General features: G+C 70.4%; 21 protein-coding genes, 1 pseudogene and 1 riboswitch. Of the genes and pseudogenes, 11 read left to right on the plus strand and 11 right to left on the minus strand.

The genetic code is table 11. From position 1 onward, the window contains the following. Positions 1–146 precede the first annotated feature (146 nt). On the minus strand, positions 147–1226 hold the full coding sequence (gene hisC, locus AB0M97_RS26330; protein WP_365963458.1) for a histidinol-phosphate transaminase: 1080 nt from the start codon (positions 1224–1226) through the stop codon (positions 147–149). A gap of 423 nt (positions 1227–1649) precedes the next feature. Between hisC and AB0M97_RS26335 the strand changes: the two genes are divergently transcribed. The 3 genes from AB0M97_RS26335 to AB0M97_RS26345 all read left to right on the plus strand — a co-directional run bounded on the left by AB0M97_RS26335 (position 1650) and on the right by AB0M97_RS26345 (position 5119). Beyond that, on the plus strand, positions 1650–2762 hold the full coding sequence (locus AB0M97_RS26335) for a LacI family DNA-binding transcriptional regulator (protein WP_365963459.1): 1113 nt from the start codon (positions 1650–1652) through the stop codon (positions 2760–2762). 190 nt (positions 2763–2952) lie between these two features. Next, positions 2953–4056, plus strand: a complete 1104-nt coding sequence (locus AB0M97_RS26340) for a metallophosphoesterase (protein ID WP_365963460.1) — start codon at positions 2953–2955, stop codon at positions 4054–4056. A 193-nt stretch (positions 4057–4249) separates the two neighbouring features. Further along, on the plus strand, positions 4250–5119 hold the full coding sequence (locus tag AB0M97_RS26345) for a hypothetical protein (RefSeq protein ID WP_365963461.1): 870 nt from the start codon (positions 4250–4252) through the stop codon (positions 5117–5119). Positions 5120–5285: 166 nt separating this feature from the next. Here the strand turns inward: AB0M97_RS26345 and thiC are convergent, their stop codons facing one another. Then, positions 5286–7094: a phosphomethylpyrimidine synthase ThiC gene (thiC, locus tag AB0M97_RS26350; RefSeq protein ID WP_365963462.1), complete on the minus strand. Its 1809-nt coding sequence runs from the start codon at positions 7092–7094 to the stop codon at positions 5286–5288. Then, positions 7087–7276: riboswitch (TPP riboswitch) on the minus strand. Its footprint overlaps the gene before it by 8 nt. Before the next feature lie 72 nt (positions 7277–7348). Here thiC and AB0M97_RS26355 point away from each other — a divergent pair. Continuing rightward, entirely contained in the window at positions 7349–8851 is a 1503-nt protein-coding gene (locus tag AB0M97_RS26355) for a YibE/F family protein (protein WP_365963463.1), read from the plus strand. Between the two features lie 173 nt (positions 8852–9024). Here AB0M97_RS26355 and AB0M97_RS26360 read toward each other — a convergent pair whose 3' ends face one another. The 4 genes from AB0M97_RS26360 to AB0M97_RS26375 all read right to left on the minus strand — a co-directional run bounded on the left by AB0M97_RS26360 (position 9025) and on the right by AB0M97_RS26375 (position 11383). After that, positions 9025–9459 (minus strand): SsgA family sporulation/cell division regulator, encoded by a 435-nt coding sequence (locus AB0M97_RS26360; protein ID WP_365963464.1) that lies wholly within the window; start codon positions 9457–9459, stop codon positions 9025–9027. Positions 9460–9557: 98 nt separating this feature from the next. Then, complete coding sequence (locus tag AB0M97_RS26365; RefSeq protein ID WP_365963465.1) at positions 9558–10433, minus strand: IclR family transcriptional regulator C-terminal domain-containing protein; 876 nt, start codon at positions 10431–10433, stop codon at positions 9558–9560. Between the two features lie 201 nt (positions 10434–10634). Beyond that, positions 10635–10847, minus strand: a complete 213-nt coding sequence (locus AB0M97_RS26370; RefSeq protein ID WP_365963466.1) for a DUF5326 family protein — start codon at positions 10845–10847, stop codon at positions 10635–10637. Positions 10848–11065: 218 nt separating this feature from the next. Beyond that, positions 11066–11383: a cupin domain-containing protein gene (locus AB0M97_RS26375; protein ID WP_365963467.1), complete on the minus strand. Its 318-nt coding sequence runs from the start codon at positions 11381–11383 to the stop codon at positions 11066–11068. 57 nt (positions 11384–11440) lie between these two features. On the opposite strand from AB0M97_RS26375, the gene AB0M97_RS26380 reads away from it, so the two are divergent. From AB0M97_RS26380 to AB0M97_RS26400, 5 genes are all read left to right on the plus strand, one after another. Then, on the plus strand, positions 11441–11818 hold the full coding sequence (locus AB0M97_RS26380; protein WP_365963468.1) for a phage holin family protein: 378 nt from the start codon (positions 11441–11443) through the stop codon (positions 11816–11818). Positions 11819–11823: 5 nt separating this feature from the next. Next, positions 11824–12318, plus strand: a complete 495-nt coding sequence (locus tag AB0M97_RS26385) for a low molecular weight protein-tyrosine-phosphatase (RefSeq protein WP_365963469.1) — start codon at positions 11824–11826, stop codon at positions 12316–12318. Beyond that, a complete protein-coding gene (locus tag AB0M97_RS26390) occupies positions 12315–13478 on the plus strand; it encodes a cystathionine gamma-lyase (protein ID WP_365963470.1) in 1164 nt (387 codons plus the stop codon). Before AB0M97_RS26385 ends, AB0M97_RS26390 begins: the two co-directional genes overlap by 4 nt. Before the next feature lie 87 nt (positions 13479–13565). Continuing rightward, positions 13566–13727, plus strand: coding sequence for a hypothetical protein (locus tag AB0M97_RS26395; protein ID WP_365963480.1), 162 nt, complete (start codon positions 13566–13568; stop codon positions 13725–13727). Positions 13728–13773: 46 nt separating this feature from the next. Continuing rightward, positions 13774–14256 (plus strand): NUDIX hydrolase, encoded by a 483-nt coding sequence (locus tag AB0M97_RS26400; protein WP_365963471.1) that lies wholly within the window; start codon positions 13774–13776, stop codon positions 14254–14256. Between the two features lie 42 nt (positions 14257–14298). Here AB0M97_RS26400 and AB0M97_RS26405 read toward each other — a convergent pair whose 3' ends face one another. Beyond that, positions 14299–15828, minus strand: a complete 1530-nt coding sequence (locus AB0M97_RS26405) for a globin domain-containing protein (RefSeq protein ID WP_365963472.1) — start codon at positions 15826–15828, stop codon at positions 14299–14301. 388 nt (positions 15829–16216) lie between these two features. Further along, a complete protein-coding gene (locus AB0M97_RS26410) occupies positions 16217–16849 on the minus strand; it encodes an HAD-IB family phosphatase (RefSeq protein ID WP_365963473.1) in 633 nt (210 codons plus the stop codon). A 206-nt stretch (positions 16850–17055) separates the two neighbouring features. Here AB0M97_RS26410 and AB0M97_RS26415 point away from each other — a divergent pair, with 206 nt between their 5' ends. Further along, positions 17056–17922 (plus strand): GNAT family N-acetyltransferase, encoded by an 867-nt coding sequence (locus AB0M97_RS26415; RefSeq protein WP_365963474.1) that lies wholly within the window; start codon positions 17056–17058, stop codon positions 17920–17922. A gap of 77 nt (positions 17923–17999) precedes the next feature. Here AB0M97_RS26415 and AB0M97_RS26420 read toward each other — a convergent pair whose 3' ends face one another. Next, a complete protein-coding gene (locus AB0M97_RS26420; RefSeq protein ID WP_365963475.1) occupies positions 18000–19208 on the minus strand; it encodes an MFS transporter in 1209 nt (402 codons plus the stop codon). Positions 19209–19340: 132 nt separating this feature from the next. Here AB0M97_RS26420 and AB0M97_RS26425 point away from each other — a divergent pair, with 132 nt between their 5' ends. After that, positions 19341–19793, plus strand: a complete 453-nt coding sequence (locus AB0M97_RS26425; protein WP_365963476.1) for a GNAT family N-acetyltransferase — start codon at positions 19341–19343, stop codon at positions 19791–19793. 86 nt (positions 19794–19879) lie between these two features. Here AB0M97_RS26425 and AB0M97_RS26430 read toward each other — a convergent pair whose 3' ends face one another. After that, on the minus strand, positions 19880–21265 hold the full coding sequence (locus tag AB0M97_RS26430) for a serine hydrolase domain-containing protein (protein ID WP_365963478.1): 1386 nt from the start codon (positions 21263–21265) through the stop codon (positions 19880–19882). A gap of 87 nt (positions 21266–21352) precedes the next feature. Beyond that, positions 21353–21448: pseudogene (locus AB0M97_RS26435) on the minus strand (IS5/IS1182 family transposase); the annotation flags it as partial. Between the last annotated feature and the right edge of the window lie 217 nt (positions 21449–21665).

The raw sequence follows: 21665 nt of genomic DNA on the forward strand, positions 1-21665 counted from the left end.
AGACGCCTACGCCCCGCCGCCGCGCGCTGGGGAACTCCCGCCGAATCGCGCTCACAGAGGCCAGCGGATCAGACCCCAGAAGTCCCGGCCGGACGCTCCACACAACTCCCGGCAGGCCGCTCCGCAGACTCCCTGCGGAGCGCGTCTCAGAGTTCCTTGCGGAACCCTTCCGCCACCTTCAGGAAGATGTCGTTCGCCTCGTTCTCCCCGATCGTCACCCGCACACCCTCGCCGGGGAACGGCCGGATCACCACGCCCGCCTGCTCGCACGCCGCCGCGAAGTCGACGGTGCGCTCCCCCAGCCGCAGCCACACGAAGTTGGCCTGGGTCTCGGGCACCGTCCAGCCCTGGGCCCGCAGCGCGTCGACCACGCGCGTGCGCTCGCACACCAGCGATCCGACCCGGCCGAGCAGCTCGTCCTCGGCGCGCAGGGAGGCGATCGCGGCGTCCTGCGCCAGCTGGCTCACCCCGAACGGCACCGCCGTCTTGCGCAGCGCCGCGGCCACCGGCTCGTGGGCGATGGCGAAGCCGACCCGCAGCCCTGCCAGGCCGTACGCCTTGGAGAACGTCCGCAGTACGCAGACGTTGGGCCGCTCACGGTAGATCTCCACGCCGTCGGGCACCTCGGCGTCGCGGATGAACTCGCGGTACGCCTCGTCCAGTACCACCAGCACATCGCCGGGCACCCGGTCGAGGAAGCGTTCCAGCTCCGCCCGCCGCACCACCGTGCCCGTCGGGTTGTTGGGGTTGCACACGAAGATCAGCCGGGTCCGGTCGGTGACCGCGTCCGCCATCGCCTCCAAATCGTGCACGTCACCGGGCGTCAGCGGCACCTGCACCGAGGTGGCACCACTGACCTGCGTGATGATCGGGTACGCCTCGAACGACCGCCAGGCGTAGATCACCTCGTCGCCGGGGCCCGAGGTCGCCTGGATCAGCTGCTGTGCGACGCCGACCGAGCCGGTGCCGGTGGCCAGGTGGGAGGCGGGCACCCCGAACCGCTCGGCCAGCTCGTTCATCAGACCCGTACAGGCCATGTCCGGGTAGCGGTTGAAGGACCCGGCCGCCGCCGTGACGCTCTCCAGCACACCCGGAAGCGGCGGATAGGGGTTCTCGTTGGAGGACAGCTTGTAGGCCACCGGACCGCCCGCGGCGGCCGGCCTGCCCGGCTTGTAGGTCGGGATCCCCTCCAGCTCGGCGCGCAGCTTGGGGCTCGTCTCGCTCACCGCAGTCCTCCTCATGACCACCGGCATCCAATACTCCTCACCTTATGAGGATTCGGCGCCGCTGCGTATAGGGGCGGCACACGGGCGGGGACGCCGTGCCCCAGAGGTCTCGCTGGTCACACCGGCATCAGGGGCAACACCACTCGAAGAGGGACGAAACGAGGGGCGCGCCCCACATATATCTATGCGCCGGTAGTTCACGCCGTGGCGCGCATCACCCGTGAAGGTGAGTTGAGACCTCTTCGCAACATCGAGGGCTGTGCAGGCCTGTGCACGCCAACAAGTCAGGTATCGGCATCAGATCGGCCAAGGGTCTTACTTTCGCAGGCAGTTGGACCCTTCGAGCCATGCAGAAACGTGCCTGTCAACCCGTGCATATGCGTCCGCACTACCCCACCGCAAGAGCCCTACTATCGGCTCGCCATGACAGCAGCAGGGAAGCACCAGGTGAGCCGCGCGGAAACCTCACGTCGAGGCAGCCGGCCGGGCCGGGCGGGCATCAGGGACGTGGCCGCCGCCGCCGGAGTCTCCATCACGACCGTCTCCGACGCCCTCAACGGCAAGGGGCGGCTCCCGGACGCCACCCGCCGTCACGTCCGTGAGGTCGCCGACCGGCTGGGCTACCGCCCCTCGGCCGCCGCCAGAACGCTCCGTACCGGCAAGTCGGGACTCATCGGCCTGACCGTGACCACGTACGGGGATGAACCTTTCACCTTCACCGAATTCGCGTACTTCGCCGAGATGGCCCGCGCCGCCACATCCGCCGCGCTCGCCCGCGGATACGCCCTGGTCATCCTCCCGGCGACCTCGCGCCACGACGTGTGGTCGAACGTCGCCCTGGACGGCACGGTCGTCATCGACCCCTCCGACCAGGACCCGGTGGTCAGCGAACTCGTCCGGCAGGGCTTACCCGTGGTGTCCGACGGCCGCCCGGCCGGCTCGCTGCCGGTCACCGCCTGGGTGGACAACGACCACGAGGCCGCGGTCCTCGGCATTCTCGACCACCTCGCCGACGCCGGAGCACGCCGCATCGGCCTGCTCACCGGCACCACGACCGACACGTACACCCACCTGTCCACGACCGCCTACCTGCGCTGGTGCGAACGCGTCGGCCAGGACCCCGTCTACGAGGCCTACCCGGCGCACGACCCCTGCGCGGGCGCGATGGCCGCCGACCGGCTGCTCGCCCGCCCCGACCGGCCCGACGCCGTCTACGGCCTGTTCGACCCGAACGGCACCGACCTCCTCGCCGCCGCCCGCCGTTACGGACTGCGCGTCCCGGACGACCTCCTGCTGGTCTGCTGCAGCGAGTCCACCGTGTACGCCAACACCGACCCGCCCGTCACCACGCTCTCCCTGAAGCCCCGTCGCATCGGCACCGCGGTGGTCCAGTTGCTCATCGACGCCATCGAAGGGCTCGACTCGGACCAGCCGGTCGAGCAGGTGATACCGACGGAGTTGATCGTGCGTACCTCGTCCCAGCGACGCTCGCCGCGCACGACCGTCAGCCCGCCACGGTCGCCCGAGGAGAAGTAGAACCGCGTCGGCACCGGTCACAGCCGGCCGAACCCCGGCGCAATCGGGGCGAAAGCCGCAGTGAACTGGAGTCTTGCTCCGATTCACCACCCCTGGGTCATCACATGGCGCGATCCGCATTCCTATGATGGGCCCACGACACCGCGGGCCGCTGCGACCAGGCAGTCCGAAGCGGTGCAGATGCGGCGCGATGGTGGAGGGTTCGATGACTCAGGGGGCCGGTCAGGGACCCGAGGTGGAGCGGACGGCGACGCTGCGCGACTTCCGCGTCCCGGCGTACGTCCACGAGACCGCTCCGTACGCCCACGGCTCGCAGCCGGTTCCGTTCACCGGCTCCGCCGAGGAGCAGGTGGAGTTCCCGGACTCGTACACGCCCACGCAGCGCGATCTGCCCGTCATCAACCGGGGCGACACCGTCCAGGTGACCCTCGACCCCTCGGCCGTGCCCGCGCCCGCGCCGCAGCCGGCGGACGGCCCGGGGCCGCTGTTCGTCGTCGGCGACGTGCACGGCTACCTCGACGAACTGATGGCCGCCCTCCAGCACAAGGGCCTCATCGACTCCGCCGGCCGCTGGTGCGCCGGCACCGCCCGGCTGTGGTTCCTCGGCGACTTCACCGACCGCGGCCCGGACGGCATCGGCGTCATCGACCTCGTGATGCGGCTGTCCGCCGAGGCCGCCGCGGCCGGCGGCTACTGCAAAGCGCTGCTGGGCAACCACGAACTGCTGCTGCTCGGCGCCAAGCGGTTCGGCGACACCCCCGTCAACTCCGGCGCGGGCACGGCCACCTTCCAGGCCGCCTGGCTGCTCAACGGCGGGCAGAAGACCGACATGGACCGCCTCCAGGACCACCACCTGCAGTGGATGGCCCGGCTCGACGCCATGGAGGAGGTCGACGGGCACCTGCTCGTGCACTCCGACACCACCGCCTACCTCGACTACGGCGCCTCCATCGAGGAGGTCAACGACACCGTCCGCGAGACGATCACGCGCAACGACGCGGAGGAGGTGTGGGACCTGTTCCGCAAGTTCACCAAGCGCTTCTCCTTCCGCGACGAAGGCGGCTCCGCCGCCGTTCGCTCACTGCTCGACACATACGGCGGCACCCGCGTCGTACACGGCCACAGCCCCATTCCCTATCTGCTCGGCGACGTCGGCTCCGAGGACGGCGAGGAGAACACCGGCCCGGTCGTCGACGGACCGCACGTCTACGCCGACGGACTCGCCATCGCCATGGACGGCGGAGTGACCATGGCCGGGAAACTGCTGGTCCAGCAACTTCCCCTGGATATCTGAGCGTCCGCCGGGCAGACGTCCGGCACGACGGACCGGCGGGGCGACCGCGCAGGCCAGGACCCAATTTCTGGAAACCCCCTGTCACCGCGCGCCGTCACCGCTCTACCATCGGCTTATCCGTAGCAGGCTCCCCTCCGTTTCTGCCCGACGGCTCGTTGGCATGCGAGCCCCAAGCCCTACGGAGAATCGGGGGATGCAGATGAACAGCGTTCCGCAGCACCTGCCGAACGAGGACCGCCAGGACTACGAGCGGCTCCTCGACGAGGCGCTGCGCTCCGCACCACACCGCCCGGAACTGGCCGCTGTGGGACAGCGGCTCAACCCGGAACAGCTGCGCACCATGGCGCTGGGCGCCACCGCGTTCATCACGGCGGCCGCGGCGACCGAATACCAGCACTACGTCAAGGCCCGCGAGGACCTGCGCCGTCCGGCGCCGTCCGCCCCGTCGTCCGTCCACGACACCGGCTCCGCGGAGCGGGGCTCGGCCGACGGGGCGCTCGCCACCAGCGTGGGGGAGGTCACCGGGGCCGCCGGTGCGGGCGCCGTCGCCGTCGTCGCGGTCCTGGCACCCGTCCTCGCGGGCACCGCCGCCGCGATCTTCCTGTTCGTCGGGTACATCCTGAAGATGCTCACCCCCGAGCCGGCGTTCGCCCAGACCATGGTCACCACCGGGTGGGTGTTCGGCGCGGTGGCCGCCGTCGCCATCCTGATCGCCGCCGCCGGGCTGCTGGTCACCGCCCTGCGCAACAGCCCGTCGGACGACGCCGGCCTGCACGGGGCGCTGGACGCGGAAGTGACCAGGGCCCGGGACGCCTGGCACGAGGCCCTGCTGGAGCGCGGCATACTGCCGTTCCTCCAAGAAGCCCTCGCCGACCCGGGCAGCCCGGCGACCGCACTGCACGGCACGGCCTCACCCGCACCGGTCAGCCGCATGCCCCACCTCGGCTACGACCGGCCGGGGTTCACCAGCCCCGGTGACGGCGGGGCCGGCCGGCGGCCGAGCTTCTCCAGCCCGGACTACTCGAGCCCGGACTTCGGAGGCCCGGACCACCAGCCGGAGTAACCACCGGCCGGCGCCCCTCGCAGGTCCCGCCTCCGAACCCGGAAGGGCCGGATGCGGGACCCGCTGCGGGGGCACCCCGAGGGCATCAGCGAACAACAGGCCGGACTGCCGGCTGTGCCGCGCCCTGGACGGAAGCGCCGCCGCGCCCTGGACGCAACCGCCCTCGTCAGTCCGCGATCGGCAGGTACACGCGGTTGCCCGCGGCCGCGAACTCCTTCGACTTCTGGGCCATGCCCTCCTCGATCTCGGCTTTGCGGCCGCCGTGTTCGCGCCGGATGTCCTGCGAGATCTTCATCGAGCAGAACTTCGGCCCGCACATCGAGCAGAAGTGGGCCGTCTTGGCGGGCTCGGCCGGCAGGGTCTCGTCGTGGAACTCCCGTGCCGTGTCCGGGTCGAGGGCCAGGTTGAACTGGTCCTCCCACCGGAACTCGAAACGGGCGTCGGACAGCGCGTCGTCCCACTCCTGCGCGCCCGGGTGTCCCTTGGCGAGGTCGGCCGCGTGCGCCGCGATCTTGTAGGTGATGACGCCGGTCTTGACGTCGTCCCGGTTGGGCAGGCCGAGGTGCTCCTTTGGCGTGACGTAACAGAGCATCGCCGTGCCCCACCAGGCGATCATCGCCGCACCGATGCCGGAGGTGATGTGGTCGTACGCCGGGGCGATGTCCGTGGTCAGCGGGCCGAGCGTATAGAACGGGGCTTCATCGCAGATCTCCTGCTGAAGGTCGATGTTCTCCTTGATCTTGTGCATCGGGACATGTCCCGGGCCCTCGATCATGGTCTGTACGTGGAAACGCTTCGCGATCCGGTTGAGTTCCCCGAGCGTGCGCAGTTCCGCGAACTGCGCCTCGTCGTTGGCGTCCGCGATCGAGCCCGGCCTGAGACCGTCGCCGAGGGAGTACGTGACGTCGTACGCGGCGAGGATCTCGCAGAGCTCCTCGAAGTTCTCGTACAGGAACGACTCCTTGTGGTGCGCCAGGCACCACGCGGCCATGATCGAGCCGCCGCGCGAGACGATGCCGGTCTTGCGGTTGGCCGTCAGCGGGACGTACGCCAGGCGCACACCCGCGTGGACCGTCATGTAGTCCACGCCCTGCTCGGCCTGCTCGATGACCGTGTCCTTGTAGATCTCCCAGGTCAGTTCCTCGGCCCGGCCGTCGACCTTCTCCAAAGCCTGGTAGAGCGGCACCGTGCCGATCGGGACGGGGGAGTTGCGCAGCACCCACTCGCGGGTGGTGTGGATGTTGCGGCCCGTGGAGAGGTCCATGACCGTGTCGGCGCCCCAGCGGGTCGCCCACGTCATCTTCTCGACCTCCTCCTCGATGGAGGACGTCACCGCCGAGTTCCCGATGTTGGCGTTGACCTTCACCAGGAACCGCTTGCCGATGATCATCGGCTCGATCTCCGGGTGGTTCACGTTGGCCGGCAGCACCGCCCGGCCGGCCGCGATCTCCTCGCGGACCACCTCGGGCGCAACGTTCTCCCTGATGGCCACGTACTCCATCTCGGGCGTGATCTCGCCGCGGCGGGCATACGCGAGCTGGGTGACCGCCTGGCCGTCACGGCCGCGGCGCGGCTGGCGGGGCCGGCCGGGGAAGACGGCGTCGAGGTTGCGCAGCCCTCCGCGCGGTGAGGTGTGCTTGATCCCGTCGTCCTCGGGACGGACGGGACGGCCCGCGTATTCCTCCGTGTCGCCGCGGGCGACGATCCAGTTCTCCCGCAGCGGAGGAAGCCCGCGGCGGACATCGGTGTCGACGTGCGGATCGGTGTACGGGCCGGACGTGTCGTACAGCGTGACCGACTGCCCGTTGGTGAGGTGCACCTGACGGACCGGCACCCGCAGATCGGGGCGCGAACCCTCGACGTACGCCTTGTGCCAGCCGATGGACTTCCCGGCCTCCGTACTGCTCGATTCGTCGGCCGAATCCTCGGCCTGGATCTTCGCGGAGGCAGGCGTGCGTGCGTCCTTGTTGGTCATGAGACCTACTCCCTACGCCGGCATTACCCGGTAACAGGTTCGGCGGTCGACGCAGCGGTATCCGTCTGCCGACGTTCCGTGGGGAACATCACTCGACTTCGGTGATGTTTCCCGTGAAACATCGCTGGGACGGAGGTCAGCGCCCTCTCAGCCCGGTGCTCCGAGCTCCCGCGTGTACAAAAGGTGCCTCCACGCTAGCGTCAATCCGGGCGCGGTGAACAGGGGCCCCCGTCCGTTCTTGCGATGATCGGTCGGTGACCACGATGCAGCATCCCCCGTATCCACCGTCCGAGCCTCCGCGCGGCACCGGCAGCGGTGGCGGCTCAGGTGGCAGCAGCGGCGGCCAGGGCCACGGTCGTGGATCGGGCGGGCACGGCGCGGGGGGCGGGCACGGTCACGGCCCCGGCGGTGACGGGAATGGCCACGGGCATGGGCACAGCCACGCGCACGGTCCGGCCGCCCCCGTCTCCCAGCACCTGCGCAAGGTCATCGCGGCCGTCCTCATCCCGTTCGCCGCAGCGGTGGTGGTCGGGCTCGCTGTGCTCTGGCCCGGTGGCGCCCCGCCGCACGAGCGCACCGGTGTCGGCTTCGACCGGCAGACGCAGCAGGCCACGGTCACCAACGTGGACGAGGTGAGCTGCGAGTCCGTCAACGCCTCGGGAGCCACGCCGACCGGCGACACCTCCACGGCCGAGGGCTCCTCCGCCCAGCAGCAGGCGACCGGCACCTGCAAGAAGGCGACCATCCGCATCGACACGGGCAAGGACAAGGGCCGCACGTTCATCGAGATCGTGCAGCCGGACCAGTCCCGGCAGCTGGAGCAGGGCCAGGAGGTCGTGGTCGCCTACGAGCCCTCCGCTCCCAAGGATCTCCAGTACTCGGTCACCGACGTCAACCGCAGGTTCCCGATGGCGCTGCTCGCCGGGATCTTCGCCCTCGCCGTCGTCGCCGTCGGCCGGCTGCGCGGCGTCATGGCGCTGGTCTCGCTGGCCATCAGCTTCCTGGTGCTCAACTTCTTCGTCCTGCCCGCGATTCTCCAGGGCTCGAACCCGCTGGTGGTGGCGGTCGTCGGGTCGAGCGCCATCATGCTGATCGCGCTCTACCTGTGCCACGGCCTGTCGGCCCGGACATCGGTCGCGGTGCTCGGCACCCTGATCTCGCTGCTGCTCATCGGCGTCCTCGGCTCGCTGTTCATCGGCTGGGCCGCGCTCACCGGCAACACCGACGACAACACCGGTCTCATCCACGGCCTGTATCCGACGATCGACATGAGCGGTCTGCTGCTGGCCGGCGTCATCATCGGTTCCCTCGGTGTCCTCGACGACGTGACGGTCACGCAGACGTCGGCGGTCTGGGAGCTGCACGAGGCCAACCCGTCGATGGGCTGGCGCGGGCTGTACCGCGCGGGCATCCGCATCGGGCGGGACCACATCGCGTCCGTCGTCAACACGCTCGTCCTCGCCTACGCGGGTGCCGCGCTGCCGCTGCTGCTGCTGTTCTCGATCGCGCAGAGCAGTGTGGGCACGGTCGCCAACAGCGAGCTGGTGGCCGAGGAGATCGTGCGTACGCTGGTCGGCTCCATCGGCCTGGTCGCCTCGGTGCCGGTCACCACGTGCCTCGCGGCCCTGGTGGTCTCCGCCGACCGGACGGGGAAGGGCGGCGGCCGGTCAGCAGGCGCGGCGGGTGGTCCGGCCACGGCCGCGGGGGGGCCGGCCGCGGCCCGCGGCGGTGGCCGGGGCCGACGCCGCAAGCGGTGAAGTACCGGGTCCGGTGAGACGGGCCGGGGAGACGGGGGGACGGGGGACGCGGTGAGACCTCGCGCCCGGTGTCGCGTGACGCGGGACCCGGGCCCCGGGGGCCGAATCGTTCCTGCGCACCCTCCTCCGGCGCCCGGCGAAGCGTTACGGCACCACCCGGCTGCCGTAACCGTTCAGCCGGCGCCCTGATCCGCCAGGATCCGGTCCAGCGCCTCGTCGAGATGCGCGTCGAAGTCGGCGAGCGCCCCCTCCTGGCCCAGCGGCACCAGCTTGTCGGTGCGGTCGAGGAAGGCGACCAGGGGTGCCGTGGACGAGCGGAACAGCGCCTGGTCCCCGCCCACCTGAAGCCGGATCAGCACCTCACCCAGCATGTCCGGTTCGGCCGGCGAGACCCGCACGTCCCCGTCCCCGCACGGCTGCCCCACCCCGTCGATCAGCAGCTCGCGGCCGAAGGCCCAGGTGACCGGCGCATCACCGGGCAGATGGAACGTCAGCCGGATGGCGTACGGATCACAGGTCTCGTAGCGCAGTTCCACCGGGATGCGGAAGGAGAGCTCCTCGGACACGAGAAAGCTCATCATGACCTCTGCCTGTACGGACTCGCGCATCGTCTACCCCGTCGGTTTGCCGTCGACTGGCCGGGAATGACCCCTGATTCTGGTGGAATCTTGCAGAAAGTACACAACAGATCACAAGGAGTGAGTTTTCAGATACTGATAGAGATCGACTGAGAGCTCAGAAGGCGCCCCAGTTCGTGCTGCAACCGCTGCGTGGTGGGCAGCAGCCGGTCGGCCTGATGGGCGGGCATCGAAATGGCCATCGTCGCGGCCGTGGCGGCGACGGTGATCGGGACCGCCGCGCACACGGTGCCCAGCGCGTACTCCTGCCGCTCGTAGACGGGCTCCATGCGCCGGATCCGCTCCAGGCGCCGCAGCAGGCTGTGGCTGTCCCGCACGGTGTACGGCGTGAGGGGCCGCACCGGGTAGCGCTTCAGGTGGTCGCGGCGGGCGGAGTCGTCGAGCTGGGACAGCAGGCACTGGCCGATGGCGTGGGCGTGTCCCGTCTCGCGGAAGTCGGCCCACTCTTCCACCGCCGGGGTGCCCGGGGAGTCGGAGACGCACATGACGTCGATCTCGCCGTCGCGGTACATCGCGTAGTACACGGGGACGCCGAGCATGTCCCGCCAGTGCGCGAGCGCGTCCACGATCGTGCTGCGACGTTTCTGCCGTGCTCCGCTCCGGCTCAGCCGCTCGGCGGCGGACCCGAGGAAGAACAGGCCCTTGTCGCGGCGCAGATAGCCCTCGTACACCAGCGTGCGCAGCAGGTGGTAGGTGGTGGGCAGGGCGAGACCGGTCTCGCGGGCCAGTTGCTTGGCGGGGGCGCCGTGCTCGTGTGCGGCGACCCGTTCCAGCAGGCGTACGGCGCGCTGCACGGAGCCGATGAGGGTGGCGGAGGCCGACTGTGCCGGGGCCGGTGCCGTGTCGAGCGGCGCGGAGGCCCGCGCGGGGTCCGGCTGCCGGGGGAAGGCCGGCCGGCCCGGCGGTGCCTGCGGTTGTACCAGTGCGGTGTCGACCATGGCCAAGGGTCACTCCCGTAGCGCGAGGGGGCGGCCCGTGCGGGGGAACACGGGTGGGGGTGTACGCCGCTCGCGGGGAGGTTCGTCCCCGCGTCGAGTTCCGGACTCTAACCGCCCGCCACCGCTCGCAGGCCTTCCCGCCGGAAAACTTCCCTCGCGCGAGGGAACCGGTGATTCCCGATACCGGTCACCGGCTCCCCGCGCCGCTCACCAGTCGCCGCGCGACGAGGAGCTCGCCGTGAACTTCCGTACGACGTAGATCAGTCCGCCGATCAGCGCGACGAAGACCAGCACCTTGAACAGCAGCCCGATCACGAAGCCGACGACGCTGGCGATCAGCCCGCCGAACACGACCAGGGCGACGACCGGCACCGCGACCCACTTCACCCACCACGGCAGTCCCGCGAAGATCTCTCGCATCACCCTCGTCCTCACCTCTCTGCCCGCCTGAATGCCGGGTCCCGTCGATCGGTCTGGCGCTCGAAGGGCCGACGGTCCTGCCGCCGGCCCCGTGAACTCCGGGATCCCTGGATGTCCGGGCTTCCCACACTCGATGCTAGGGCCGCGAGGTCCTCGGCGGGGGCCTCGCATCCCTTGTCTGCCCCTGACCGAACCCCTAGGGAACCCCGAGGCCGCCCTCAGCTCTCCGGGGGAGAGAACACCACCAGGACCCTCAGGTCCTCGCTGATGTGGTGGAACTTGTGGGGAACGCCGGCGGGCACGTACACCACGCTGCCGCGTGCCACCTGGGTCGTCTCCGTGCCCACGGTGATCGCGGCCCGGCCGCTGACGACGAAGTACACCTCGTCCTGGTTGTGCGGCTTCTGCGGGTCCTGCTCGCCCGCGTCGAGGGCGTACAGGCCGACCGACATGTTCCGCTCCCGCAGGAACTGGAGATAGGCGCCGTCGTTGGCGGCGCGTTCCGCTTCCAGTTCGTCCAGCCGGAATGCCTTCATCGCTTGTCCGCCTCGCCCCACTGCTGGTTCCGGATCAGGTCTGCCACGATCAGACACATGATGAATTTCCTAGTCAAGACGATCGCCAACGCGGGTGCCCTGGCGGTCGCGGTGTGGCTGCTCGACAAGATCACCCTGACCGGTGAGAGCACCGGCAAGAAGGTCGGCACCCTGCTGCTGGTCGCGTTGATCTTCGGTCTGGTGAACTTCCTGGTCAAGCCGCTGGTGAAGCTCCTCAGCCTGCCGTTGCTCATTCTGACGCTCGGCCTGTTCACGCTGGTCGTGAACGCGTTCATGCTGCTGCTGACCTCGTGGCTGGCCGACAAGGTCGACCTGAGCTTCCACGTCGAGGGCTTCTGGACCGCCGTACTGGGCGCCCTGATCATCTCGATCGTGTCGTGGGCCCTCAACGTCGTCCTGCCCGACGGGGACTGACCGGAATGTCCTACCGCGTCTGCTTCGTCTGCACCGGCAACATCTGCCGCTCCCCGATGGCCGAGTCCGTCTTCCGGGCGCGCGTCGAGGAGGCCGGGCTCGACGGCCTGGTCGAGGTCGGCAGCGCCGGCACGGACGGCTGGCACGAGGGCGAGAGCGCCGACCCGCGCACCGTCGCCGTCCTGGCGGAGCACGGTTACGGCATCGCGCACACCGCCCGCCGGTTCGAGGCGTCCTGGTTCTCCCGCTTCGATCTGGTCCTCGCCCTCGACACCGACCACCTCAAGGCGCTGCGCCGCCTCGCGCCCACGGAGCGGGACGCGCGCAAGGTCCGCCTGCTGCGCTCCTACGACCCCGCCGCCGACCACGCCGGCCTCGACGTGCCGGACCCGTACTACGGGGGCATGGCCGGCTTCGAAGAGTGTCTTGAGATGGTGGAGGCGGCGAGCGACGGTCTGCTCGCCGCCGTACGTGAGCAAGTGGAAGGACAGGCGGCATGAGCGATTCCGCTCCAGGCAACGGGGGCGCCGCGTTCGCGGACGCCGGTGACGGCACGCGCGCGGTACGGGCGGGGCTGCCCGATCCGGTCAAGTACGAGCCGACGCTGCCGGGGCCGGTGTTCGCGGCCCACTTCCACCTGCCGGGCGACCCGACGGGGCCGTACACCTACGGCCGTGACGAGAATCCGACCTGGACCCTGCTGGAGCGCGCCATCGGCGAGCTGGAGGCGCCCGGGCGCGAGGGCGCCGAGACGCTCGTGTTCGCCTCGGGCATGGCCGCCATCTCGTCCGTGATCTTCTCGCAGCTGCGCGCCGGTGACGCGGTCGTCCTGCCCAGCGACGGCTACCAGGTGCTGCCCCTGGTGCGCGCCCAGCTGGAGGCGTACGGCGTCGAGGTACGCACCGCGCCCACCGGCGGCGACGCCCAGCTCGACGTGCTCGACGGAGCGAAGCTGCTGTGGATCGAGACGCCGTCCAACCCGGGGCTCGACGTGTGCGACGTGCGGCGGCTCGCCGAGGCGGCACACGCGCGTGGCGCGCTGGTCGCCGTCGACAACACGCTCGCGACGCCGCTCGGCCAGCGCCCGCTGGAACTCGGCGCCGACTTCTCCGTGGCCAGCGGCACCAAGCAGCTCACCGGGCACGGCGACATCCTCCTCGGATACGTCACCGGCCGCGACGCCGGGACGATGGCCGCCGTGCGCCGCTGGCGGAAGATCGTCGGCGCCATTCCCGGGCCGATGGAGGCCTGGCTCGCGCACCGCTCGATCGCCACGCTCCAGCTGCGCGTCGACCGGCAGAACGCGACCGCGCTCAAGGTCGCCGAGGCACTGCGCGAGCGGCCCGAGGTGAGCGGGCTGCGCCATCCGGGGCTGCCCGGCGATCCCTCGCACAAGATCGCCTCGCAGCAGATGCGGAGCTTCGGGTGCGTGGTGTCGTTCACGCTGCCCTCACGCGCGCGTGCCGACCGTTTCCTCGACGCGCTGCGACTCGTGGACGCCGCGACCAGCTTCGGGGGGGTGCGCTCGACGGCCGAGCGGCGCGGGCGCTGGGGCGGCGACGCGGTGCCTGAGGGCTTCATCCGCCTCTCGGTCGGCGCCGAGGACCCCGAGGACCTGATCGCGGACCTGCTGCGCGCCCTCGACGAGTCGGCGGACTGACCCGGCCCCGACCCGGCGCCGGCAGGTACCCGGCCGGGTACGGCGGACGGTCCGAACCTCCTCCCTTGTGGCTCGGACCGGCGTCCGTTGCGCGCGAAGAACCGCGCGGACAACGCCGGCGCCGAGCAGGTCGGTATCGGGACACTGGCCGAGCCGCACATCGGGCGGGCGCACGAGTGGCTGCTGCGGGCGGCGGCCGACTGGCGCCGGGCGCGGCCCCGGGGCTCACTCCCAGGACCCGTCCGGTGACGTTTCGCTATGTTTCACGTGGAACCAGCCGGGCCACATTTCTCCCATGACCGTCCGACCCGTGGTCAAGCGCACCGCCCGCGCCGTTCTGCTGGACGGTGACGACCTGATCCTGATCAAGCGCACCAAGCCCGGCGTGGATCCTTACTGGGTCACTCCCGGGGGCGGGGTCGAGCCGGAGGACCCGACCGTCGTCGACGCCCTGCACCGCGAGGTGTACGAGGAACTCGGCGCCAAGATCACCGACGTGGTGCCTTGTTTCGTCGACACCGTGGAGCACATCGGCGCGGACGGCGGGGCGACCGGCGTGAAGGTGCAGCACTTCTTCGTCTGCCGTCTGGAGTCCATGGACCCGGCCCTGCGGCACGGGCCCGAGGTGGAGGAGCCCGCCGGCGAGTACGAGATCGTACGGGTGCCGTTCACCCGGGTCGGCATCGCCACCGTGCATCTCGTACCGCTGTCCCTGCGGCACTACCTCGACGGCAACATCGAAGGGGTGCGCGCCATGCACGCCCCCGACCTGGGCTGATCGTCCGGCGAGGCGGGGCGACGGCGGTCCCGGAGCGGCGGGTCAGAGCGCGACGAGTTCCTCGACCGAGTCGTGCCGTATGCGTTCCCTGGGTATCCCCGCGTTCCTGAGGGCGTCCACACCGCTGCGGATCATGCCGGGCGGGCCTGACAGATACGCGTCGTACTCATTCCACGGGCCGTAGGCGCGGATCGCGTCGGGCAGCTGGACGTGCGCGAGCTGGTCGATGACGGCGCGGACGGACAGCCAGGGGTGCACCTGCTGGAGCCGGAGCATCGTGTCGATGTCGTACAGGTCGTGGTCGGTGCGGGCGCCGTAGAACACCTCCACGGGCCGCCGGTCGCCGTGCTCTGCGACGTCCTCGACCAGCGCCTTGATGGGGGCGATGCCGGTGCCTCCGCCGAGGCACAGCAGGCCGTTGTCGGTGGTGTGGTCGACGGTCATCGAGCCGGCCGGCGGGCCGAGCCGGATGATGTCGCCGGGCCGGGCGCGGTGCACCAGGGCGTTGGAGACCCAGCCCGCGGGGACGGCCTTCACGTGGAACGACAGCAGTCCGTCGGAGCGGGGCGCCGAGGCGAAGGAGTAGTGCCGCCACACGCGCGGCCACCAGGGGGTCTCCAGGCTCGTGTACTGCCCGGCCAGGAAGGGGTAGGGCTGGTCCGGACGGACGGTGACGACGGCTATGTCCGGGGTCCTGAGATCGTGCGTGACGATCTCGGCGTGCCACCAGGCCGGGGCGCGCAGCTCGTCCTCGGCCGCCGCGTCGATCATGACCTGAGAGATCGTCGTGTACGTCCGGACCCAGGCCGCCTCCGTCTCCGCGTCCCAGACCGCGGAGGCGTACTTGCTCAACGCGCCGATGAGGCACTCGCCGACGGCCGGATAGTGCTCGGGGCGGGTGCCGTACTTGCGGTGTCCTCGGCCGAGGTTCCTCAGGTAGTCGACGAGGATCTCGGTGTTGTCGATGTGCTCGGCCGCGGTGAGCAGCGCCTTGAGCAGGCGGTCCCGCTGGGTGTCCATCGCCGCCGGGAACAGCGACCTCAGATCGGGATGCCGCACGAACAGCAGGGCGTAGAAGTACGAGGTGACCTTGTCGGCTACCGGGGCGACCTCCGCCATGGTGCGGCGCACGAGGATCGCGTCCGGGGAGCCCTGCTCGACGGGAGCGGGGCGCGGGGCCGGGTCGGGCACGGGAGGCTCGGGGAACGCCGCGTCGGGGGCTGGGGCAGGCCAGGGGGCGAGGACTGTCTCGGTGCCTGCGTCGCCGGATATGGCGGTGCGTGCGTCGCCGGACGCGGCGGTACGGGCTTCGGCGAGGTCTTCGGTGCCTGCGTGGCCGCGCGCCCCGGGAGGGGTCCCGTCTTCCGTTTCGGGGTGCGGTTCATCGCCCGGTGCCGTCCGCCCCATCGGGCGCAGGGCCGACCTGCGGCCCCCGTCGGTGGAACCGGGCTCACCGCCGCGGCTGGTCGACGGCTGCTTGCGCGGCGTGAACCAGCCGCCCCCGCCGCCGGAAGTGCCGTTGTCGGCCGACGTGGTGGTCGGAGCGTCCATGGTGTGCCTCGCCTCGAACATCTTTCGGTCGGTCTGCGCACTTCCTCGGTCGGAAGATGCCTGAGTTCCCCCGGCGGACGGATGGTGTTCCGTCCGGCCGCCCGGCCAATCCGGCCTCATTCAACCCGTATTTCCCCTCCGTACGGACACGTGGCCGAGAATGTGGCGTGAGCCGCATCACCCTGGCCGAGCATCGACCCCGTTCGGACGCCCCGTCCGCAGAACCGGAGACGCTGGTCTTCGATCTCTTCGTCCCGTTACGCTGCAACACCCTGTCACTGGTCGGTATGGGATACGTCGAGTCATCCCGGAGTTGAACCGCAGTCGACCATACCGGGCGGTGCCGCGCACACAAGTCCCCTCTGGTTCTGACGATTGAGAAGGCGGGGCGAATCTTCAATTCCGCCAATTACCGGGCGCTGCCCACCAATTCATAGGCTTCCCACAGATCCCGGCCCGTGTAGGAGTGGGTGGCGAGACCGGACAGATGACGGTCGGCGTTGACCGCGACGGATACCGGCACCACACCGAACAGGTCCGTGTCCGACATCGAGTCGCCGTAGGCGAGGCAATCCGCCCGCGTCAGCCCGAACTCCGCGCAGAGCCGGTCGGCGATCCGCACTTTGGCGGCTGCGCTGAGGATCCCGGCCGGGTCCACGGGTTCACTGAACGGCACGGCCGGAAAGCGGGAGCCGTGCGCCGCGTGCGCACCCCAGTCGAGAAGCCGTTCCACAAAGAAGGACGGCGACAGGGACACCACCGCGCAGTAGTCCCCCCGCGCCCTGATGTCCTTCCAGACATCCTGGATACGGGCCAGCCAGGGCGCCCCCTCGAACGCCGCCGTGACATGCGCCACGGTGAGACCCGCCCAGAGGCGGTGGACCCGCGCCGCGTATTCGGGCGGATCAATCCGTCCCGCTGCGATCGCCCGGTCGAGCGCCACTGTCTCCGCCTCCAGGCCCAGCTGCCGGGATATCTCCACGGGCGCGGAGGTCCCGTGGAGCAGCGTGCCGTCGAGGTCGAAGAGATGAAGTCTCGGCATGAGCCTGAGGCTAGAGCCTCTTCCCGCAGGAAGCGGGGGTGCCTTGCGAGGGCGAGTGGCCGATACGCGCCGTTCCCGGATGTTTCACGTGAAACACCCTGCGGCCGTACCCCTGCGCTGCCAGCCCCCGCCGCTTGGCCAAAAGCTCGCGCGGAAAGACGGAAACAGGTGGACGCCGAGGGCTCGCTTCGGACAGCCTGACCTGCGTGCCGACTCCTTCCCTCGCCTCTCTTCCCATCCGCCGTCTGACGCTCCGCGATCTGAACGCCTGCGCCGACTTGTCCGAGGACCGGGGGTGGCCCCGCGAGGAACACAAGTGGAGCTTCCTGCTGGCAGCCGGGACGGGCTACGGCATCGACGACCCCGCGGGCGGACTCGTCACCGCCTGCGTCGTCACCCGGTACGGGCCGCACGAGCACCCCGCGCTCGCGGCCATCGGCATGGTGCTGGTCGCCGATCGCCACGCCCGCCGGGGCGTCGGACGCCGACTGATGCGTCACGTCGTCTCAGAGATGGGCACCACCCCTCTGACCCTGCACGCCACCCCGTACGGTCGGCCGCTCTACGAGGAGCTCGGCTTCAAGGTCACGGGGCGGGCGGAGATGCTGCGAGGGCACTTCACGCCCCGTGGGCCGGAGCCCCGGGTCGCCACACGCCCGGCCACCGCCGAGGACCTCGGTGCGATCCTGCGGCTCGACGAAGAGGTGTTCGGCACCGACCGGACGCACATCATCACCCGGCTTCCCGCCTTCTCCGACCAGCTGCGCGTCGCCGAGGCCGACGGGCGGCTGACCGGGTACGCGGCCGTCTGGCCCAACATGGAGACCCATGTCGTGGGTCCGCTGATCGCCCGGGACACCGACACGGCGAAGGCACTCATCACCTCGCTCGCCGCCCACACCAACCGCCCGCTGCGCACCGACATCGACGTGCGGCACGAGGAGCTGCTGGCGTGGGCGAAGGAGCGCGGGCTGGAATCGGTCGCCTTCAACGCGGTGATGACGCACGGGATCACGGAACTGCCGGGGGACTGGCAGCGACGGTTCGCTCCGCTGACGGTGGCGGCCGGTTGACGCCAGTCCCGGGTTTCCGCTGATGCGACGCGCCTGTTTTCCCTGGCGCGGGCCCCGGACAAGGCCTGTGCGGTGGGTCAACGGCGACCGGCGGCAATGTGCTCGGCCGGCACGGAGCCCGTCACGACCACGCTGGGGACGCTGTCACGGCGCTCCAAGGCGGCCGACAGGAACGCCAGCAGCAGCGCTGATCCGGCGAGCGCGGCGCCGACCCAGTTGGGGGCCGTGTAGCCCAGACCGGCCGCGATGACGAGGCCGCCGAGCCAGGCGGCCAGGGCATTGCCGAGGTTGAAGGCGCCGATGTTCACGGCCGAGGCGAGTGTCGGGGCGCCATGGGCCTGGTCGAGGACGCGCTTCTGCAGCGGCGGCACGGTGGCGAAGCCCAGGGCGCCGATCAGGAAGACCGAGACGGCCGCGAGAACCTTGTCGTGGGCGGTGAGCGTGAAGAGCGCCAGCACGACGGCGAGGGCGCCCAGGGAGACGTACAGCAGGGGCATCAGGGCGCGGTCGGCGTACTTGCCGCCGACGAGGTTGCCGCCGACCATGCCGAGGCCGAAGAGGACCAGCAGCCAGGTGACGGAGCCGTCGGCGAAGCCGGAGACGTGGGTCATCATCGGCGCGATGTAGGTGATCGCCGCGAAGACCCCGCCGAAACCGAGGACCGTCATCGCCATCGCCAGCAGGACCTGAACGTTCTTGAAGGCGGCCAGTTCGTTGCGCAGCCGCACGCCCTCCGGCCTGGGCACGTCCGGCACGAGCCTGGCGATGCCGGCCAGGCCGACGACACCGAGGGCGGCGACGATGCCGAACGTGACGCGCCAGCCGACGGACTGGCCGACGAGCGTGCCCAGCGGAACGCCGACGACATTGGCGACGGTCAGGCCAGTGAACATCATCGCGATGGCTCCGGCCTTCTTGTCCGGGGCCACCAGGTCGGCGGCGACGACCGAGCCGATGCCGAAGAAGGCGCCGTGGGCGAGCGAGGCCACCACGCGGCCGATGAGCATGACCTCGAAGGCGGGGGCCAGCGCGGACAGCAGGTTCCCCGCGATGAACAGTCCCATCAGCAGCATGAGCATCCGCCTGCGGGAGATCTTGGTGCCGAGGACGGTCATGAGCGGGGCGCCGAGCACGACGCCGAGGGCGTAGCCGGTCACCAGGTAGCCGGCCGTGGGGATGGAGACCCCGAAATCGCCCGCGACCTCGGGCAGCAGGCCCATAATCACGAACTCGGTCGTCCCGATTCCGAAGGCCCCGATCGCGAGGGCGAGGAGCGCGAGAGGCATGGCGGGGTACACCTTCCCAGAAGATTGCAAAAGCGCTTTAGGCACCCTCACATTAGTTGCATGCGCTGGCTACATGCAAACGCAAGCTGCCAGGTCCTGGGTCGGTTCCCTGTGCCCGCTTAGGGTTCGGGCATGACAGACCTCGACATACGCGCCGCCGTGACCGGGGACGTCCCAGCGATCGTCGCCCTGCTCGCGGACGACCCGCTGGGCGCCCAGCGCGAGTCACCGGACGATCTGACCCCCTACCTGGCCGCTCTGGAGCGCCTGACCCGCGATCCCCATCAGCACCTGGTCGTCGCGGTGCGGGAAGACCGTGTCGTCGGCACCCTCCAGCTGACGATCATCCCTGGCCTGTCCCGGCGCGGCGCCACCCGCTCAATCATCGAAGCCGTACGCATCCACGCCGATGAGCGCGGCAGCGGCCTGGGCACCCAGCTCATTGAGTGGGCGATCGAGGAGTCGCGTCGGCAGGGATGCCAACTGGTGCAGCTCACCTCCGACAGCACGCGCACGGACGCCCACCGCTTCTACGAGCGACTCGGGTTCACGGCCTCGCACGTGGGCTTCAAACTGGCTCTGTGAAGCGGCGGCGGTGACTGCGGCGTCGCTGCATGCGGCGAGGCCTGTTTCACGTGAAACAGGCCTCAACCTCGTCGGTACAGCGGCGGCTATCCGATCCCCCGCCAGCCCTCCGGGTCCACTCCACCCGGCACGGACGACTTGTCGTCGTACGGCTGACGCGTGAACACGAACGACCCCAGGTCGAGATGGCTGACGGTTCCGTCCGCCCGTCGCACCGCCTTCAGCAGCTCTCCGGCGTAGTACCCCTCCAGTCCGGTCCACGTTCCGTCACCGTTGGCCCGGAACCGTGAGGCGCGCCCGTTGCCGGACAGGGGTCCCAGGGAGAGCAGACCGTCGGCCAGGAGCCGCAGGGCGAAGGCGTACGTGCCCCAGTACCACTGGCCGGCAAGCTCCAGGGCGGGTGTGTCGGCGGCACGCATCGGCCGCCACGGCTCGGGAATCCGGGGTTCGGCCTCGGCAACGATGCGGACGAGGTCGGCGGCGACCGCCACCACCGGCGGGCCGGAGGTGCAGTTGGCCAGCACGACCGCCGCCACGTCGTCCTCCACGCCGATGGTGAGACCGGCGAGGAAACCCGGCAGCGAGCCGCCGTGCCCGACCAGGACCCGCCCGTGCATGCGACGCATCTCCAGGCCGAGGCAGTACGCGTAACCGGCCGCCACGTCCGCGGCCTCGGGCGGCGCGGCCGGAGTGCGCATCTCCCGCAGCGACTCGGCGCTCAGCACCCGATCGTCGCCCCGGACCAGGAACGCGGCGAAGCGTGCCAGATCAGCGGTCGTCGACCACAGCTGCCCGGCCGGCGCCATCCGGCCGAGGTCCTCGACGGGCTCGGGCAGCATCACGTCCGCCCAGGGATGCACGGCCCAGCCACCGGCGTGCGGCGCAGGCGGCTGCGCGCTGGTCCGGTCGAGGCCGAGAGGTTCGAGCACCTCCCGTCGGAGCACGTCCTCCCACGGAGCGCCACGCAGCTTCTCGACCAGGGCGCCCAGCAGCGTGTAGCCGGGGTTCGAGTAGTGGAACCGCCGGCCGACCGGATGCCGGTGCGGCTGTTCGCCGAGGACGTCGGCGAGTTCGGGGCGCAGTGACCCGGGAGTGCGTTCCCACCATGGACCGGGCGACTCGGCCGCCAACCCCGCAGTGTGCGACAGGAGTTGGACGATGGTCGACTCCCCCGCACCGCTGCCCGGCAGATGTTTGTCCAGAGGATCGGCAAGGTCGAGCAGCCCTTCGTCACGCAGGCGCATCACCAGCACCGCGGTGAAGGTCTTGGTGATCGAACCGATCCGGTACTGCGTGTTCTCGTCGGGACCGTGTCCGTCCACCGAGGAGCGGGCCCCGTGCCACACGGCCCGTCCGTCCCGCACGACGGCCGCGACCAGCGAGGGCGCACGCCCTTCGGCCTGCGCGACGGCGATCCGGTGCGTCAGCGCACGGCGGGTGCCCGGCAGGAGGTCTTCCTGGGAGATCGTCATGCCCCCAGTCCACCCCGAGCCGCGCCCAGCGTCGAGCCAATTCCCGGGCGGTGGGCTATTGGCGCACCCACCGGGGTTGTAGGTTCCGGGTGGATCACGCCACTGCACGCCGGTCTGCACCCGGTGCAGGACCCCGTCGATCGCCTGCCGATGATCCCGACACCGGCCACAACGACCGGACCCGGACTGGTCACATGATCGGCCGAACGAATCCCACGGCCTGTGCAGGTGCTCCTTTGCGATGCTTATCGCCGGGTCCGGGTCTGGACTCCGAATGATGTTCACGAAGACATCGGGAGCGTCGCTGTATGCGTACTCAACGATGAGGGAGAACGGTATGGAGCCGTCAGGACTCCGCCGAGCAGTTGCGGCAGGACGGGCAACCGCTTCGGAGCTGGGC

This window comes from Streptomyces sp. NPDC051207 (assembly GCF_040682395.1).
GTDB lineage: Bacteria > Actinomycetota > Actinomycetes > Streptomycetales > Streptomycetaceae > Streptomyces.

Bases quoted from the DNA above. Each gene is read 5' to 3' on its own strand.
- AB0M97_RS26335 (WP_365963459.1), top strand. From the start codon at position 1,650: ATGACAGCAGCAGGGAAGCACCAGGTGAGCCGCGCGGAAACCTCACGT.
- AB0M97_RS26410 (WP_365963473.1), bottom strand. From the start codon at position 16,849: ATGCCGAGACTTCATCTCTTCGACCTCGACGGCACGCTGCTCCACGGG.
- AB0M97_RS26380 (WP_365963468.1), top strand. From the start codon at position 11,441: ATGATGAATTTCCTAGTCAAGACGATCGCCAACGCGGGTGCCCTGGCG.
- AB0M97_RS26385 (WP_365963469.1), top strand. From the start codon at position 11,824: ATGTCCTACCGCGTCTGCTTCGTCTGCACCGGCAACATCTGCCGCTCC.
- AB0M97_RS26345 (WP_365963461.1), top strand. From the start codon at position 4,250: ATGCAGATGAACAGCGTTCCGCAGCACCTGCCGAACGAGGACCGCCAG.
- AB0M97_RS26360 (WP_365963464.1), bottom strand. From the start codon at position 9,459: ATGCGCGAGTCCGTACAGGCAGAGGTCATGATGAGCTTTCTCGTGTCC.
- AB0M97_RS26430 (WP_365963478.1), bottom strand. From the start codon at position 21,265: ATGACGATCTCCCAGGAAGACCTCCTGCCGGGCACCCGCCGTGCGCTG.
- AB0M97_RS26390 (WP_365963470.1), top strand. From the start codon at position 12,315: ATGAGCGATTCCGCTCCAGGCAACGGGGGCGCCGCGTTCGCGGACGCC.
- thiC (WP_365963462.1), bottom strand. From the start codon at position 7,094: ATGACCAACAAGGACGCACGCACGCCTGCCTCCGCGAAGATCCAGGCC.
- AB0M97_RS26400 (WP_365963471.1), top strand. From the start codon at position 13,774: ATGACCGTCCGACCCGTGGTCAAGCGCACCGCCCGCGCCGTTCTGCTG.
- AB0M97_RS26425 (WP_365963476.1), top strand. From the start codon at position 19,341: ATGACAGACCTCGACATACGCGCCGCCGTGACCGGGGACGTCCCAGCG.
- AB0M97_RS26340 (WP_365963460.1), top strand. From the start codon at position 2,953: ATGGTGGAGGGTTCGATGACTCAGGGGGCCGGTCAGGGACCCGAGGTG.
- AB0M97_RS26420 (WP_365963475.1), bottom strand. From the start codon at position 19,208: ATGCCTCTCGCGCTCCTCGCCCTCGCGATCGGGGCCTTCGGAATCGGG.
- AB0M97_RS26405 (WP_365963472.1), bottom strand. From the start codon at position 15,828: ATGTTCGAGGCGAGGCACACCATGGACGCTCCGACCACCACGTCGGCC.
- AB0M97_RS26375 (WP_365963467.1), bottom strand. From the start codon at position 11,383: ATGAAGGCATTCCGGCTGGACGAACTGGAAGCGGAACGCGCCGCCAAC.
- AB0M97_RS26370 (WP_365963466.1), bottom strand. From the start codon at position 10,847: ATGCGAGAGATCTTCGCGGGACTGCCGTGGTGGGTGAAGTGGGTCGCG.